At 56.1% G+C, this 16,757-nt stretch carries 13 protein-coding genes; 9 read left to right on the top strand and 4 right to left on the bottom strand.

Annotated features, from left to right (window positions below; all coding sequences use genetic code 11):
- Positions 1–117 precede the first annotated feature (117 nt).
- The 5 genes from AAFM46_RS08640 (at position 118) to AAFM46_RS08620 (ending at position 5,705) form a co-directional block, all read left to right on the top strand.
- Complete coding sequence (locus AAFM46_RS08640; RefSeq protein ID WP_343317426.1) at positions 118–1,203, top strand: PhoH family protein; 1,086 nt, start codon at positions 118–120, stop codon at positions 1,201–1,203.
- Entirely contained in the window at positions 1,200–1,673 is a 474-nt protein-coding gene (gene ybeY / locus AAFM46_RS08635; RefSeq protein WP_343317425.1) for an rRNA maturation RNase YbeY, read from the top strand. The genes AAFM46_RS08640 and ybeY overlap by 4 nt, the downstream gene beginning before the upstream one ends.
- Positions 1,670–2,989 (top strand): hemolysin family protein, encoded by a 1,320-nt coding sequence (locus tag AAFM46_RS08630; RefSeq protein WP_343317424.1) that lies wholly within the window; start codon positions 1,670–1,672, stop codon positions 2,987–2,989. The genes ybeY and AAFM46_RS08630 overlap by 4 nt, the downstream gene beginning before the upstream one ends.
- The gene (gene era, locus AAFM46_RS08625) at positions 2,982–3,947 is read left to right on the top strand and encodes a GTPase Era (RefSeq protein ID WP_283527214.1); all 966 of its coding nucleotides are present in this window, start codon (positions 2,982–2,984) and stop codon (positions 3,945–3,947) included. The genes AAFM46_RS08630 and era overlap by 8 nt, the downstream gene beginning before the upstream one ends.
- A gap of 189 nt (positions 3,948–4,136) precedes the next feature.
- Positions 4,137–5,705 carry an LCP family protein gene (locus tag AAFM46_RS08620; RefSeq protein WP_343317423.1) on the top strand — a complete coding sequence of 523 codons (1,569 nt, stop codon included), beginning with the start codon at positions 4,137–4,139 and terminating at the stop codon, positions 5,703–5,705.
- Positions 5,706–5,820: 115 nt separating this feature from the next.
- On the opposite strand, the gene AAFM46_RS08615 is transcribed toward AAFM46_RS08620, so the two are convergent.
- Positions 5,821–7,785 (bottom strand): M13-type metalloendopeptidase, encoded by a 1,965-nt coding sequence (locus AAFM46_RS08615; protein WP_343317422.1) that lies wholly within the window; start codon positions 7,783–7,785, stop codon positions 5,821–5,823.
- A 294-nt stretch (positions 7,786–8,079) separates the two neighbouring features.
- Here AAFM46_RS08615 and leuA point away from each other — a divergent pair, with 294 nt between their 5' ends.
- The 3 genes from leuA to AAFM46_RS08600 all read left to right on the top strand — a co-directional run bounded on the left by leuA (position 8,080) and on the right by AAFM46_RS08600 (position 11,550).
- Positions 8,080–9,822 (top strand): 2-isopropylmalate synthase, encoded by a 1,743-nt coding sequence (leuA, locus tag AAFM46_RS08610; protein ID WP_343317421.1) that lies wholly within the window; start codon positions 8,080–8,082, stop codon positions 9,820–9,822.
- 143 nt (positions 9,823–9,965) lie between these two features.
- The gene (gene recO / locus AAFM46_RS08605; protein ID WP_343317420.1) at positions 9,966–10,712 is read left to right on the top strand and encodes a DNA repair protein RecO; all 747 of its coding nucleotides are present in this window, start codon (positions 9,966–9,968) and stop codon (positions 10,710–10,712) included.
- A 4-nt stretch (positions 10,713–10,716) separates the two neighbouring features.
- On the top strand, positions 10,717–11,550 hold the full coding sequence (locus tag AAFM46_RS08600; RefSeq protein ID WP_343320421.1) for an isoprenyl transferase: 834 nt from the start codon (positions 10,717–10,719) through the stop codon (positions 11,548–11,550).
- Positions 11,551–11,634: 84 nt separating this feature from the next.
- Here AAFM46_RS08600 and AAFM46_RS08595 read toward each other — a convergent pair whose 3' ends face one another.
- Together AAFM46_RS08595 and AAFM46_RS08590 are read right to left on the bottom strand one after the other, a co-directional pair.
- A complete protein-coding gene (locus AAFM46_RS08595) occupies positions 11,635–12,786 on the bottom strand; it encodes an alpha/beta hydrolase (protein WP_343317419.1) in 1,152 nt (383 codons plus the stop codon).
- Complete coding sequence (locus tag AAFM46_RS08590) at positions 12,783–14,456, bottom strand: FAD-binding dehydrogenase (protein ID WP_343317418.1); 1,674 nt, start codon at positions 14,454–14,456, stop codon at positions 12,783–12,785. The genes AAFM46_RS08595 and AAFM46_RS08590 overlap by 4 nt, the downstream gene beginning before the upstream one ends.
- 93 nt (positions 14,457–14,549) lie before the next feature.
- On the opposite strand from AAFM46_RS08590, the gene AAFM46_RS08585 reads away from it, so the two are divergent.
- Positions 14,550–15,632: a quinone-dependent dihydroorotate dehydrogenase gene (locus AAFM46_RS08585; protein WP_343317417.1), complete on the top strand. Its 1,083-nt coding sequence runs from the start codon at positions 14,550–14,552 to the stop codon at positions 15,630–15,632.
- Between the two features lies 1 nt (position 15,633).
- On the opposite strand, the gene AAFM46_RS08580 is transcribed toward AAFM46_RS08585, so the two are convergent.
- On the bottom strand, positions 15,634–16,638 hold the full coding sequence (locus AAFM46_RS08580; protein ID WP_343317416.1) for an aldo/keto reductase family protein: 1,005 nt from the start codon (positions 16,636–16,638) through the stop codon (positions 15,634–15,636).
- Between the last annotated feature and the right edge of the window lie 119 nt (positions 16,639–16,757).

Raw genomic sequence — 16,757 nt, 5'->3', positions numbered from 1 at the left:
TATATGAGCACAGGTCCAAGGCTGTGCACTAGAATCGAGAATAGTTAGCAATGTCAAGAATTCCGGAAATGGTACCGGGCAAATCAAGGAGAGATTTCAGGCCGGATGGCCGAACTTATGACAGAGAGAACAGCGCACCCTCAGGACTCCTTCTCGGACCAGGGCCCGGGACGGCACTTCCCACATTCTGTTGATGGAACGCGCACGGAAGTGGTGCATTTCTTATCGACTGAACAGATGGTTGCCGCTTTGGGTGCCGAGGACGAAGGTCTGCGGATTGTTGAAAATCTGTATCCGGAAGTAACTTTCTTGGCGCGCGGTAATGTTCTGACCATTACTGGTCCCTCCGGTGTTGTTCCACGGATTATGCACTTGATGGAAGAAGCGCGCGGCATGGTAGCCAGAGACTGTCCCATGAGCGCGGATATGTGGGAACAACTGGTGACCATGCTTAAAACCCACCCGCAGACGTCAATTGTTGACGTTTTCAGCCATGATATTCTTTCCAGCCGTGGCAGGACCATCCGCCCCAAGACCACGAACCAAAAAGACTATGTTGACGCGATCGATCGTAATACCGTGGTGTTCGGCATTGGTCCGGCAGGCACAGGGAAAACCTATTTGGCCATGGCCAAAGCTGTGCAAGCACTGCAGCACAAGGAAGTAAGCCGCATAATATTGACCCGTCCAGCCGTTGAGGCGGGGGAACGCTTGGGCTTCCTACCCGGGACACTCAACGACAAGATAGATCCGTATCTTCGCCCTCTCTACGACGCCCTACACGAGATGATGGATCCGGAAACCATCCCGCGCCTCATGGCTGCAGGCACAATAGAAGTTGCCCCGTTGGCCTACATGCGTGGACGGACACTCAATGACGCTTTCATCATCTTGGATGAAGCGCAAAACACTACGCCTGAACAAATGAAGATGTTCCTGACCCGGTTGGGCTTTGGCTCTAAGATTGTCATCACAGGTGACATCACCCAGGTTGACCTACCCAGCGGGACAAAGTCCGGGCTTCGAGTGGTACGGGAGATTCTTGATGGCCTTGATGACATCAACTTCTCCATTTTGGATGCCTCAGATGTTCTCCGGCACCGTTTGGTTGGCGCCATAGTCAGCGCCTACAACAATTGGGATGATGCCCGTCCCGGCCCAACAACACAACCACAGCCACAGAAAGAAAGCACCTCGCGATGAGCATCGAAGTAAACAATGAATCAGGCGTGGAGGTGCGCCAGGAAGAGCTAGTGAGGCTCATCAGGCACATTTTGAACGCCATGTTTTTGCACCCCCAAACAGAGGTGTCGGTTATCTTGGCAGATGTTGAAACCATGGAGAAACTCCACCTTGAATGGATGGATGAACCTGGCGCAACAGATGTGCTCTCATTCCCGATGGACGAACTGCGTCCGGGGACTTCCTCAATGAGTACCCCCGCTGGTCTGCTCGGCGATATTGTGTTGTGCCCCGTTATTGCCCAGGAACAAGCGAGCGCCGCCGGGCACTCCATGGAAGATGAATTGTTGCTGTTGACCACACACGGCATGCTGCACCTCATGGGCTACGACCACGGCGAACCGGAAGAAAAAGAAGAGATGTTTGGTATCCAGCGTGAACTACTCTCCAACTTCCTGGGCAAGGACGCTCCCCGGGAGACAATGCAGTGACGCTAGTTGTTTTGCCGGTCATGGGAGTTCTCTTCACGGCCATGGCCGCGTTTTTAGCGGCCATCGAATCAGCGCTGAACTTCTTTCCACGACATGATGCCGACTCTGTGTCCGCACACGGTCCTGGGGCGTCTCTAGAAAAGGTGTTAGCCCAGCCGTTGGTGCACATCAACGCACTGCGTTTCTGGCGGGTGTGGTGTGAAATGGCCGCAGCCGTAGCAGTTGCCATCTTCCTTGTGGGGCTACTTGGCAACGAATGGCTAGCCGGGCTCATTGCCACGATCGTTATGGCAGTCCTGGGCTTCATGCTTGTGGGCGTTTCCCCGCGCAGACTTGGTCGAATGCATGCCACCACCCTTATTGCCCGGACGGCGTGGTTGGTGCATATTCTGCGTCGTATCTTAGGACCCATTCCCCAGTGGCTGATCCGCCTAGGCTCTATCATGACAAAGGATGCCGCGTCGGCCAACGACGCTTTTGTCAGTGAAGAGGAATTCCGTGAGTTTGTAGACCGAGCCAGTGAATCGGAGATGATTGAGGACAATGAGGCTGAGCTCATCCACAGCGTATTTGACCTCGGTGAAACAATGGTGCGTGCAGTCATGGTCCCGCGCATGGACATCGTCAGCATCAATCAAAACGATGCGTTGGACGATGCACTTGAAATCTTCCTTAACTCGGGTTATTCGCGGATTCCTGTCATAGGTGAGAGTGCAGATCACATCCTGGGCATCTTGTACCTGAAAGACGTTGTGGCCACCCTGCACCGGCTTGGGGACGAGGAAGCCCGCCCCTTGGTTGAACACCTGGCTCGCAGCGTCAGGTATGTCCCTGAGTCCAAACCTGTTGATGACCTGTTGAAGGAACTCCAACGAGAATCTACGCATGTAGCCATTGTGGTTGATGAGTATGGCGGTACTGCTGGCCTGGTGACGCTCGAGGATTTGATTGAGGAAATTGTTGGTGAAATCGCTGATGAATATGATCTCGTTTCGCCAGAGGTGGCGAACCTGGGAGACGGTAAGTACAGAATTAAGGCTCGCATGGCAGTTGATGAGTTTGGCGAACTGTTCGGCAAAGACATTGACGACGACGAAGTGGACACCGTGGGCGGGTTCCTGGCCAAACATCTGGGTAAGATCCCAACGCTAGGTAGCCGCGTAGAAGTAAACGGACTTCTTTTGGTTGCCGACAGGATGGAAGCTTCCCGTAATAGGGTCAGCCACGTCATTGCCAGCACCATTGAACCAGCCGAGAATGAGCGTACAGACAGCAGCAACCCCACCGAAGAGCACCACAGGAGCGAACATGAGTAAGTCAAAGGGCACGTCAGGCCTCATTGAAGCCAAGGCTGAGGGGTTCCGTGCCGGCTTTGCTGTTCTAGCTGGACGGCCCAACGCCGGGAAGTCAACACTGACAAATGCACTAGTAGGCCAGAAGGTAGCTATAACTTCGGCCAAACCGCAGACTACCCGGCACACCATCCGCGGTATTGTCCACAGTGATGCTTTCCAGCTGGTTTTAGTAGACACGCCTGGACTGCATAGGCCACGGACCCTGCTGGGAAAGCGCCTCAACGATCTCGTGGCCGACACGCTTTCAGAAGTTGATGTCATTGGGTTTTGCCTTCCGGCCAATGAGAAAATTGGTCCCGGGGACCGGTATATTGCAGCGCAGTTGGGAAACGTTGGCAACAAGCCTGTCGTGGCAATCGTGACTAAAACTGACACGGTCGATCGCCAAGCAGTCACAGATCAGCTGATTGCTGTTGAAGCGTTGGGCCGTGAGGTGATCGGTGAGAGAGGTTTCGCCGCCGTCGTCCCTGTCTCAGCAGTGGAGGACTTTCAAGTTCAGACTTTGGCCGCTGTCTTTGCCGAATATCTTCCGCTTTCTCCGGCACTTTATCCTGACGGTGAACTTACCGATGAGCCGGAAGCCGTCATGGTCGCCGAGCTCATCCGGGAGGCAGCCCTTGAGGGTGTACGCGATGAATTGCCACACTCTTTGGCCGTGGTTGTTGAGGAGATTGTGGCGCGTGAGGGACGCACGGAGGACAATCCGCTTCTTGATGTGCGCGTAAACCTCTATGTGGAGCGGTCTTCGCAAAAGGCGATCATTATTGGCAAGGGCGGCGCACGTTTGCGTGAAGTAGGCACTAACGCGCGGAAGGGTATCGAAGCCCTCCTAGGGACAAAAATTTATCTTGATCTTCATGTGAAGGTTGCCAAGGATTGGCAGAGAGATCCGAAGCAGCTTGTCAAGCTTGGGTTCTAGACACAAACGTCTAGAAGGTGGGGAACTGTAGCCCGGCATCAGCACGCCGCATCGCCGTCTCAGCACAGATGAAGACGCAGAAGTATCAATAAGAGGCGATATCGTGTCCTGCGTGCGCGGCATGTGGGAACTTCCCAGTCTTGACCGCTAAGCTCAACAAAGTCATTATTCACAGTGAAAGGTTCTTACATGGGGCGACGTCGTGCCGAAACGGGAGCAGTCAGCGCCGCCAGCACCCCTCGCACCAGGATCCATACTGTACAGAAACCACTTGGCAGACACTTCAAAATCTCCCGCCGGGCTCCCTTGTGGTTGAGAGTTACCGCTCTGGCGCTCTCGGCCGTGCTTGTTCTGGGTCTGGGAACTGCTGGCCTACTCTTTTATAAACTGCAGTCCAATGTCACCACCTCGCCCTTGAACGCCGGGGTTGGCAACAAATCCTCGGATAAGCCACAGGTTGAAGACACAGGATCGGTACAGATATTGATCCTTGGCACCGATACTCGTGCAGGTGCCAACAGTGAGTACGGCACCGCCGATGACTCCGCAGGTGAGGGTAACTCCGACGTCATGTTGCTGATGGACATCTCGGCAGATAACAGCAGAGTCTCCGTGACGAGTTTTCCTCGAGACTTGATGGTGCCCATACCCGCGTGTAAGCCGGTTGGTGGCGGCACCGTCATGCCGGGTGCCGCAGTAGGGCAGCTAAACGCAGCCCTGCAAGCCGGACCGGGGTGCACGGTAGCGGCCATCAATGACGTTACCGGATTGACCATTGACCACTTCATGTTGGCGGACTTTACCGCGGTAAAAGAACTCTCCAATGCCCTAGGTGGAGTTGAAGTGTGTGTTGATCATGCCGTGTATGACTACAACGGCTCGTGGCTTAAACTCCCAAAGGGTGAAAGCCTAGTCCAGGGCGAGCAGGCACTAGCATTCCTGCGCACCCGTCACGCATTTGGGGACGCCAGCGACCTTGAGCGCATCAAGGCTCAGCAGTACTTCCTGGGATCAATGGTCCGCAAAGTCAAAAGTGAAGGAACGCTGCTTAACCTGCCAAAGCTCTACAACCTAGCCGATGTTGTCACTAAGAATCTGACGATTGACGATGGGCTGGCAAATATTCCTTCGATGGTGACAATTGCCAACCGACTGGCCAAAATTGACCTCGCTAACGTCGCCTTTGTCACAGTGCCCTACGAACCCTATGCAGGGGATCCCAACAAGGTTCAGCTCAAGGAACCTCAGTCGGGGCAGTTCTTCGCTGCGCTACGGAACGACAAGTCACTAACCCCTGCCACCACTGCACCTGCGGCAGCTCCCACCTCGGAGGTTGCGCCCACAACGGATCCGGTTGTCCCCGCCTACGATAAGGCCCTGCAACCAGTGGGTATAGCCAACGCGTCAGCAGTAGTGGGCAGGCCAATAGAACTCCTCCAGGCTCTCACCACAGCAGGGTTTAGCAACTCTTATCAGTTGGGTGAATTTCCAGCTGAGAAAGAATCGAAAGTCTTTTATGGTTCTGACATGGCGGACGTGGCTGCCGACGTTGCCACATTGTTCAAACTTCCCGCATCAGCGGTTCAATCTGATCCCACCATCTCAGGGGTACGCGTAGTGGTTGGCACCGATTGGGGTTCTGGGACGCAGTTTGGCAGTGCTGTGGTGCCTGAGGATATCGTGGCCAGCACCGCGGACAAAGGTGGGGAATGCCTGAGGGTGAACCCTCAGTTCTATGCCGAGAATTACGCGCAGTAAACCATCACGTTCTGTCGCGGTGATGGAAAAAGTTGAACTGCGATGTAAGTGGCGGAGTTGCCCTGGATGATCCGGGCAACTCCGCCACATACATTGCAGTCTTGTTCTTACAGAGCTACCAAATACTCACGCGTTGCGCAGGTTCAAGCCACATGGCATCTGTTGTTTTGGTACCAAAGGCCTCGTGAAAGGCATCCAAGTTGCTGGCCACAGCATTGCAGCGCAATTCTCCGGGGGAGTGCGGATCAATAGTCAGGCGTCGGATTGCTTCCTCTGTTCGGATTTTGGTGCGCCAGCATTCGGCCCAGGAGAAAAAGAACCGTTGAGCCCCTGTCAGTCCGTCAACAACCGGTGACGCCGTGCCGTTCAGGCTGAGCTGGTAGGCCTTGAAACCAATGGCCAAACCGCCAAGGTCACCAATATTCTCACCGAGGGTGAGTTCGCCGTTGACAAACTCCTGGGGGGCGGCCGTGGGGGAGAGCTTGTTGTACTGCTGAACAAGTCTGGCCGTCAACTTTTCAAAAGCTGCCCTGTCCTCATCTGTCCACCAGTTCCTTAAGGCACCGGTACCGTCGAACTGGGAGCCCTGATCGTCGAATCCGTGGCCAATTTCATGTCCGATCACGGCCCCAATGCCACCGTAGTTTGCAGCGTCGTCAGCTTCGGCGTCGTAGAAAGGCGGTTGGAGTATTGCTGCTGGGAAAACCACCTCATTCATGGTGGGGTTGTAGTAAGCATTGACTGTTTGAGGGCTCATTAACCACTCTTCCCGGTCAATCGGGGCCCCGATCTTAGCCAGCTGGCGGGCCAGCTCAAAGGCATTGCTGCGTTCAACGTTCGCCAGTAATTCCCCAGCCACTATCTCCAGTTTGGAGTAGTCGCGCCATTTGGCGGGGTACCCGATTTTAGGGGTGAAGGCAGCCAGTTTCTCCAGCGCCCTATCCTTGGTTTCTTCGCTCATCCACCTCAATTCAACGATGCTTGTGCGGTATGCCTCAATGAGGTTGGCCACGAGCTTTTCCATGTGTGCCTTGTGTGACTCCGGGAAGTGCTGGGCCACGTAGAGTTGGCCCACCGCCTCACCAAGTACGCCCTCAACCAAGGCAACCCCGCGTTTCCACCGGTCTCGGATGGCTGGAGTTCCGCTGAGCGTTGTTCCGTAGAAGGCAAAGTTCGTGTCGACAAAGTCCTTGGATAGGTAGCCTGCCATGCTTGAAATGGTCCGCATGGCCAACCATGCCTGCCAGTCTGCACGGCGTTCTTCCACCAGTAGCGCATTCTGGCCGGTGAAGAACCCAGGAGTTGCCACCACCAGGTCTGCGCTCTGCTCGGGCGTGACACCCAGTGCTTCCAGCCAGGTTTCCAGGGCAGGCAACAACTCCAAGGTTTCCGCAAAACTCTTAAGGTTGTAGGTTTTTTGCGGATCCCGCAATGAGACCTTGTCCAGATGCGTGGCGGCAATCTCTGTTTCTAGCGCCATAATACGGGGAGCCTTGCCAGCGGCATCCTTGACACCAGCCAGTTCAAGCATGGCCTGGACATGGCTGATATAGGCGGATCGGATAGGCTCGAACTTTTCCTCACGGTAGTAGGACTCATCTGGCAGTCCCAGCCCAGCCTGGAAAAGGTGCAGCAAAGCCCGGTCAGGATTTCCGGCGTCGTTATTGACATAGGCGCCAAACAGAGTGCTGCCACCAGTTCGGTCAAGCTCACCCATTAGGCGCACAATTTCGGTGATACTAGCTGCGGAGTGGATTGCCTCAAGCTTTTCCGTCAGGGGGGAAGCCCCTGCACGCTCAATAGCCGCTTCATCCATAAAGTCTGAGTACAGCGCCCCGATCTTGGCTGAAAGTATCGGGTTTTCTGCATCAGGGTTGGTGGCTTCGGTGCCGGCGTGTTCGATGATTGCCTTGACGGCAGCTTCGGATTCATCACGCAAGGTGATGAAGGAGCCGGTCAGTGCTCTGTCGTCGGGAATCACCTCCGAGGCCAACCAGAGACCGTTCACATGCTTGAATAAATCATCCTGTGGCCTTGTGCTGTGGTCAATGTTCAAGAGATTAATACCGGAATGGGTCAAATGGATCGGTTCCCCTTCTTTTCTAGCTGTGTAGTTCAGCTGCTTGCTTACATCAGTACCTGCTGAAACCGTACTGAGCTGACACCGTACTGAGGTCAATGGTGACTTCTTTCACCATCATCCTACGTGTCGTGTTAGGGTAAAAATGTGCGCACTGGAATGCTTCTTCTTAGCTGCCGCGGCGAGGCTTGTAGCCCGTTGAATTGATCAACGTGGAATCTGGCCACCCTCGCTGCGGTGTTTGTGTTGCCCGGCCGGCTTCCCATTCGTTGAACAAACTTTAAGGTCACTCCCATGCGAAATACGCAAAAAACTTCCGGAATGCCCACTCACCGCTATCTGCCATTTCAAGATCAAATCTCGGTGGCTCTGCCAGACCGTACATGGCCGGATAAAGCGATTACCAAGGCGCCGCGGTGGTGTGCTGTTGATCTGCGTGACGGCAATCAGGCGTTGATCGACCCCATGAGTCCCGGGCGCAAGATGAAAATGTTTGCGCTATTGGTGAAGATGGGCTTCAAGGAGATCGAAGTCGGTTTCCCTTCAGCCTCGCAAACAGACTTTGACTTTGTCCGCCAGCTCATTGAAGGCGGTCATATTCCCGATGATGTGAGCATTCAAGTGCTGACTCAGGCTCGCGAGCACCTGATTGAGCGGACCTACGAATCCCTGATCGGTGCCAAGAGCGCCATTGTGCACCTTTACAACTCCACGTCAGTGCTGCAGCGCCGTGTTGTGTTTAATCAAGACGAAGACGGCATCTTGGATATAGCTTTGCAGGGGGCCCGCCTTTGCAAAAAATACGAAGAGACGATGGGGGATACTCTCATCACTTACGAGTACTCTCCCGAATCCTTCACCGGCACTGAACCGGAATATGCGCTGCGCGTGTGCAATGCCATCGCAGATATTTTCGAAGCATCCGCTGACAATCAGGTGATCATCAACCTGCCGGCCACTGTGGAAATGGCCACCCCGAATGTTTACGCTGACTCCATAGAGTGGATGAGCCGGAACCTGCACCCGCGGGAAGGTATCATTTTGTCTTTGCACCCGCACAACGACCGCGGTACCGGTGTTGCTGCGGCCGAATTGGGTTACTTGGCAGGAGCGGACCGTATTGAGGGCTGCCTGTTTGGCAATGGGGAGCGTACAGGCAATGTTGACTTGGTGACTTTGGGCCTGAACATGTTCACCCAGGGCATTGACCCGATGCTCGACTTCTCCGACATAGATGAAATCCGCCGCACGGTTGAGTACTGCAACCAGCTTCCCGTCCCTGAGCGCTCACCCTACGGTGGTGACCTTGTCTTCACCGCGTTCTCCGGCTCCCACCAGGACGCGATCAAGAAAGGCTTCGACGCCATGGCCGCGGACGCTGCCTCTGCCGGAGTGGACGTTAGCCAGCACACCTGGGCTGTTCCTTACCTGCCTGTTGATCCCAAGGACCTGGGGCGGAGCTACGAGGCAGTCATCCGGGTGAACTCGCAATCCGGCAAGGGTGGAGTGGCCTACCTGCTCAAGAACGAGCACAGTCTTGACCTTCCTCGCCGCGCCCAGATCGAGTTCTCCGGTGTCATTCAGCAGCGCACCGACACAGTGGGTGGGGAAGTTAGCGCCGCAGAGCTGTGGACAGTGTTCAAGGACGAATACCTGCCCGGTGAAAGCGCCGATGAGCAGTGGGGCCGCTACCGTATTGGCCCATTCACCACCTCCACTGACGACGATGGTGAAATGAGCCTCACGGCCAAACTGTTGATCGACGGCGTGGCACACACCAGAACCGGTACAGGAAACGGACCCATCGCGGCGTTACTGGCCATTCTGGCGGAGGACGGTATGGATGTGCGAGTACTTGACTACTCCGAACACGCTCTCTCTGAAGGTGGCGACGCCCGGGCCGCTGCGTTTGTGGAGTGCGCGGTTGGGGAGCGAGTCCTTTGGGGTGTAGGCATTGACTCCAACACCTCAACCTCTTCACTGAAGGCAGTTGTTTCCGCTGTGAACCGCGCTATCCGGGACTCCCAGATCGTTTGACGGTGACACCGGGCATGTTCCCAGTGCTGAGGCACACATGCCCGGTGGCCTGAGTGCCTGCTCTCAAGTTTTGGGGCAAAGGACACTCTAGACTCCGGTGAGCCCACTGCCTCCCTGGTGGGCAAAGGTGGGAGAATATAAGAATGTCCAATCATGCACTTCGCACCTATCGGGATGATGCTGTTGTGTTGCGCACCCATAAGTTGGGCGAAGCGGATAGGATCATCACTTTGCTGACCCACCGCCACGGTCAGCTGCGCGCAGTGGCTAAAGGAGTCCGACGCACCAGTAGCAAGTTTGGTGCACGATTGGAACCGTTCATGGTGGCCGATCTGCAATTGGTTAAGGGACGTTCCCTGGATATTGTGACTCAGGCAGTTGCCCGGGCCAGTTACGGTGACGCCATCTGCGCCAACTATGACCGTTATGTTGTTGCAGCAGCCATGACCGAAACTGCCGAACGACTCACAGATGTAGATGGCGAAACGTCAACCTCTCATTATCTGCTTCTGGTAGGTGCACTAGCGTCCCTGAGTCGTGGCGCGCATGCACCTGAGCTGATCCTTGACTCCTATCTGCTGCGGGCCGTCTCCATAGGAGGCTGGGCGCCAAGCTTCTTGGACTGCGCCCGCTGCGGGGAGCCAGGCCCGCACGGGGCCTTCAACGCTGCTTTGGGAGGGGCCGTTTGCCACGACTGCCGCCCACCAGGCTCTCCTGCCCCGGCGCCAGAAACAATGGCTCTGCTGGCACATCTATTGAGCGGGAACTGGCCCGGGGCGGACGCCTCAATGACCATCCACCGACGGGAAGCCGCTGGTTTGGTGGCCGGATATGTCCAGTGGCATCTGGAGCGTACTTTACGCTCCTTGAAACTTGTGGAGCGTGTATAAATATATGGCTATCCAACGCAGTACTCGGAGCAAATCCAAACCCCAAGTTGTGGCACCGTGGCCGCATGAATCGGGGAGAAGCGTTCCGGCTTTACCCGGCGAACTGATTCCCAGACATGTTGCCATTGTCATGGACGGAAACGGGCGATGGGCCAATCAGCGCGGACTGCCCAGAGTGGAAGGTCATAAAGCAGGTGAGCCAGCGCTGCTTGACGTTATGGCCGGTGCCATCGAGATGGGTATTAAATACGTTAGCGTCTATGCTTTTTCCACCGAGAACTGGAAGCGATCGCCCGAAGAAATTCGTTTCTTAATGGGATTTAATAAGGATGTATTAAGACGTCAAAGGGATCAGTTGGACGCGTGGGGTGTACGTATTCGGTGGGCTGGGCGTAAGCCAAAACTTTGGGGCTCCGTTATTAAAGAGCTAGAAGAAGCGCAGGAGCACACAAAAGACAACGACGTCATAACTTTAACCATGTGTGTTAATTACGGGGGGCGAGCAGAAATTGCCGACGCTGTTTCGGCATTGGCCTCCGACGTTGCTGCCGGGCGTCTGAGCCCCAGGGCGGTGAATGAAAAGACAATCCAAAAATACATGTACCTTCCGGATGTTCCGGATGTTGACTTGTTCCTTCGCTCCAGCGGAGAGCAGAGGTTGTCCAATTTTTTGCTGTGGCAGTCAGCCTATGCAGAATTTGTGTTCATGAACACCCTGTGGCCGGATGTGGACCGTCTGATTCTGTGGGAAGCCGTGGATGAATACGCGCGCAGAGACCGCCGCTACGGTGGGGCCGTCGATGCAGCGGCGGCCAATGGAAACGCCTCTGCTTCCTGACTCGAGAAAATTTAGTACGTACGTATTAGATATTAGTACAGCAGTGCTAAATAATTGTCGCTGCGTACGTTTGCAGTGTAGTAGTTAGTCAACGTAGCCGCGCAGCCACCGCTCCAGGCGAGCATATCCATCCTCACGAACAGGTTTACTCGAAAGAAACACCTCGTGGAGGGCACCGTCGATTCTCTCCAGCGTGACACTGTTACCCAACGAAAGCGTCCGTAAGGCTAGCGAACGCACGTCAAGAACAACGTCTGCCTTAAGCATTAGATCGCTCCAGACCGGACCGAGCATGCTTTTGGCTGCGAGCAGTACCAGCACTGGCATGGGCAGTTTCAAACCAGCGGCAACTTCTTGCTGTCCCGCCAAGATTGCTTTCATCCACCCGGCCCGAACTGGGAATGCATGAGGTGGACGCAAGTTCCTGTCCACGTTCCATTCCCCGTAAGCGGCGGAACTAATACCTCGCCAGTAAAAAGACCGCTCGGGAACGCGCATGCGCATGAGGGGGCGCAGGTCGGCTAGTTGCACCAGCGGACTTGCAGCGCGCCGGATGGCTGCACCGCCCTGAATTTCCAGCCACGGGCTGTTGAGTATCAGGTGACTGACAAGGCCGGGGTGGTGGTGTGCCCACAATGTTGCAATCAACCCACCGGTGGAGTGGCCCATGAGGATCACTGGGTGCTGTGAATCTGCCCCTGGTGCGGGCTCTCTTGATGGGTCAGGGAGTCCCGGATTGGTCATGGATTCCCTGGCGATGAGGGCATGCGCGGCAAGGATCTCAGCGTCGTAGTCCGCAAGGTTGCCAACATAGCCGCCCATCTCCGGAGATCCCAGACTGCGACCATGGTTGTGGAGATCCAAGGCGTAGAAAAAATAGCCACGCTCCGTGAAGAATTCGGCTAGCCCGGTGTTGAAGAAGTAGTCGCTCCAGCCATGGATGAACAGCACAGCATGTCCATTCGGTTCATAATCACGTGCAAGACTTGCAGCTGGCTTATGCCGAATTAAAGTGGCCCTATAGGTGTCCGCTAAAGGCGGTTCCTCACTTGTATGGGCAGCGGTGGCGCCGGAGAGTGAGCCAGAACTTCTCGCACCCTCTCCGGGTTGTCCTCCGGATCGGGTATTGGTGTTCTCGCGCACGGGAACCAGCAGCGTGGTGTTCTGGTAGTCCGCTCCAAGGATATCGGGGACCCACTGCGTGTCTGAAAGACCGTGGGGTTCAGACACGCTCATGCGTCCGTGACACTTGCCGCATGGCGCCCGGCAATGCGTCCGGAGAAGAGGCAGCCGCCTAGGAACGTCCCTTCAAGAGATCTGTGCCCGTGCATCCCTCCGCCACCAAAACCTGCAGCCTCACCGGCTGCGTAAAGTCCTGCTATGGGGGAACCATCGGAGCGGAGAACCCGGGCGGAAAGATCGGTAGCCAACCCGCCAAGGCTCTTGCGCGTGAGAGTCGATAGCCGGACGGCAATCAGGGGTCCGTGTTCTGGAGCAAGGATCGGATGGGGAGGCACAACACGCATGAGCTTATCCGTTGCGAACCGGCGGGCCTCCCGGATGGCATTGAGCTGGGTGTCCTTGCCTAAACCACTGGTGACCTGACGGTCCCTGGCGCTGAGAGTTTCCAGGAGTCCGGCGGGGTCGATGAGATTGGCGCCCACGAGTTTATTCATTTTTGCGGCCAACTCAGTCGCGCTCTGTGACTGAACAAAATCTATTCCACTGTCAATAAATTTTTGCACTTGCCCTCCAACACCTGGGAGAGCCCGTTTGGCCAGTAGTTTCATGTCCTTTCCCGTCAAGTCTGGATTTTGTTCGGAACCTGAAAGTGCAAACTCTTTGCTGATAATCGTCTGATTCAGCACAAACCATGAGTGAGAATGGCCAGTGGTTTCCAGATGCCGCAGGGTGCCCAGAGAATCGAAGCCGGGGAAGAGCGGAATGGGTAAGCGGTGACCTGTTGCATCCAACCACAGTGGAGACGGACCGGAGAGAATACGGATCCCGTGGTTTGGCCACACTGGGTCAGGGTTGTGAATACCTTCTGGGTAGTGCCACATGCGGTCTGTGTTTATCAAATTGGCACCCGCACGAGCCACTACTTGTTGGAATTCACCATCCACCGAGGCCGGAACACCGGTGAGCATGGACTGGGGACCGCTACCGTTGGGCCATTGTTCACGGACCATTTTATGGTTCCCACCAATTCCCCCGGTCGTGACAATAACCGCACTTGAAGAGACGCTGAATTCCCCGGCAACGCTCCTGCTGCTGGCCACGCCACGGTCCACGTCAGAGGCTTGAAGTATTTCACCGCGCACTCCGGTGACGGCTCCGGCGTCGAACATCAGCTCGGTGGCCCGGTGCCGGAAAGCAAGCTGGATCTTTCCTGCACCAACACCTTCTTGGATTTTTGCTAGGAAAGGGGCCAGTATGCCGGGCCCTGTTCCCCACACAACGTGGAAACGGGGAACAGAGTTTCCGTGGCCTTGAGCGTCATAGCCGCCACGCTCCGCCCACTGGACCAGGGGAAAGAATCGCACGCCCAAGGCGTGGAGCCACGCCCGCTTCTCGCCGGCTGCAAAATCGACATAAGCTTCCGCCCAACGTCTGGGCCATGTATCCTCAAGGCGGTCAAAGGCGGCCGAACCAAGCCAATCGGCCAGGGCGAGTTCAGCTGAATCCTTCACACCCAGTCGGCGTTGCTCGGGGGAGTCAACCAGGAACAGCCCACCAAAGGACCAGTGTGCCTGCCCACCCATGGAAGCCTGCGGTTCCTGATCCACTATCAGCACCGTTCGCCCGGCATTGTAGGCCTCGGCCGCGCACACCAAACCGGAGAGCCCGGCTCCAACAACCACAACGTCCGCGTGCTGCCATGTCAATCCACTATTGCTGTCCATGAGGACATGCTAACCCTCTTTAACCGGTGGTTTTACGCAATGAATTCTTCAGGAGGTTTTGCAGTTCCGGCGTAGAACCGGAAAACTAGAGACATGCGAATATATCCCACAGTTTTCCGGCTCTGTTTTTCCTGGATGGACGCCGAACGGGCGCACAAAATCGGTTTCTGCCTGGTCAAGGCAACTCAAGCAACAGGGGCCGGCGCCGTGTTGCGCAGAATGTTCGCACCGCCGGCATCGCTACAGACGCAGGCGCTTGGCCTCACGTTCCCCACTCCGTTCGGACTCGCCGCCGGGTTTGATAAGGAGGGCAAAGGCATCAATGCGTTGGCCAATCTGGGCTTTGGCCACGTAGAGGTAGGCACCATCACGGCCCAGGCGCAATCCGGCAACCCGCAGCCTCGATTGTTCCGTCTGGTGGCTGATCGTGCCGTGATTAACCGTATGGGCTTTAACAACGACGGCGCTGCCACCGTGGCGCCCAGACTTGCGCAGGCTTTGGCAGGCTTGGGCAAAAGTTATTCGTCGGTTCGCCCGATCGTTGGTGTGAACATTGGTAAAACCAAGACGGTTGAGCTCGAAGATGCTTTGGCGGATTACCTTCTTAGTGCCAGCACTCTTGCCCCGTCGGCTGACTACCTGGTGGTCAATGTCAGTTCACCTAACACTCCCGGGCTTCGCCTGCTTCAGGACGTGGCAACGCTGCGTCCTTTGCTGACAGGTGTTCGCGAGGCTGCCGACACGGCTGCCGGACGTCATGTGCCGTTGTTGGTGAAGATCGCACCGGATTTGGCCGATGCGGACATAGCCGACGTCGCCGCGCTTGCTCTTGAGCTGGAACTGGACGGTATTATCGCCACCAACACCACCATCAGCCGCGACGGATTGGCCAGCACCGCCGCTGACGTTGCGCAGACGGGTGCTGGCGGGCTTTCTGGTGCGCCGCTGAAGGCACGTTCACTTGAGGTGTTGCGTCAGCTCAAGGCAGCCGTAAATGACCAGCTGACATTGATCTCCGTAGGCGGTGTGGAAACAGGCGCTGAAGTGCAGGAACGCCTCGACGCCGGAGCCACACTTGTGCAGGGCTACACAGCATTCCTGTATGAGGGGCCTTTCTGGGCGGCCCGGATCAATAAGGAACTAGTGCAGCTGCGGCGCGCAAAACTGGGTCAGTAACCTAGGCCACTCTTGTCGCCGGGCTGATCGTCTTCGAAGGATCGTTCACGACGCTCGGCGCCAGAGCAGTGTCGATCACAGTCATGAGCTCGGCCGGAATCTTAACTCCGGAGGCCTTGACGTTTTCGGCAACCTGTTCAGGGCGTGAGGCGCCTACCAAGGCTGTTGCCACGTTCTCGTTCTGCAGCACCCAGGCGATGGCTAATTGGGGCATGCTCAGATTCAGCTCATCAGCGATGGGGCGCAGCTTTTGCACATTTGTGAGAATGTCCTCATTGAGGAAGTCCTTGATGGTGTTCTTGCCACCCTGCTCATCCGTGGCACGGGATCCGGCTGGCACAGGAGCCCCGGGCAGGTACTTTCCACTTAGTACTCCCTGCGCCATAGGTGACCAAACAACCTGGGATATGCCCAGTTCAAGGCAAGCCGGGATGACGTCGGGCTCTATCACACGCCACAGCGCAGAGTACTGGGGCTGGTTGGAGACCAATGAGAACCCTGCCTCCCGAGCCAGCCGCTGTCCTTCGCGCAACTGCTCGGCATTCCATTCAGAGACCCCAATGTAGAGTGCCTTGCCTTCTCGTACCACGTCTGCGAAAGCGGCAATGGTTTCCTCAAGCGGGGTTTCAAAGTCGTAGCGGTGTGCCTGGTAAAGATCCACATAGTCCATGTTGAGCCGGCGCAGGGAGTTATTGATGCCTTCCATGATGTGTTTGCGCGAGAGACCTGTATCGTTTGGTCCTTTGGGCCCAACCGGCCAGTACACCTTGGTGAAGACCTCAAGGGATTCGCGTCTTTCGGAAGACAACGCGGCCCCGAGCACCTCCTCAGCGGCACCGTTGGCGTAGGCGTCAGCCGTGTCAAAAGTTGTGATGCCGGCGTCGAGGGCTGCGCGTACACATGCCGCGGCCACATCATTTTCCACTTGGGAGCCGTGGGTAAGCCAATTGCCGTAGGTGATTTCAGTGATCTTCAGGCCTGACCGGCCAAGGTAGCGGTATTCCATCTACCCAGCCTAGCGATTCCGGCTACCTGGCGGCAGGGAGTTTGGCCGAATAATGGCTACCAGTTTTAAAAGAACGACGCCGGCCGCTTCCGTTAAGGAAGGGCCGGCGGGTTGCGCTC

This window comes from Arthrobacter sp. TMP15, assembly GCF_039529835.1.
GTDB lineage: Bacteria > Actinomycetota > Actinomycetes > Actinomycetales > Micrococcaceae > Specibacter.
Note: the sequence above shows the minus strand (reverse complement) of the source record. Positions and strands in the feature narration are given on the sequence as shown.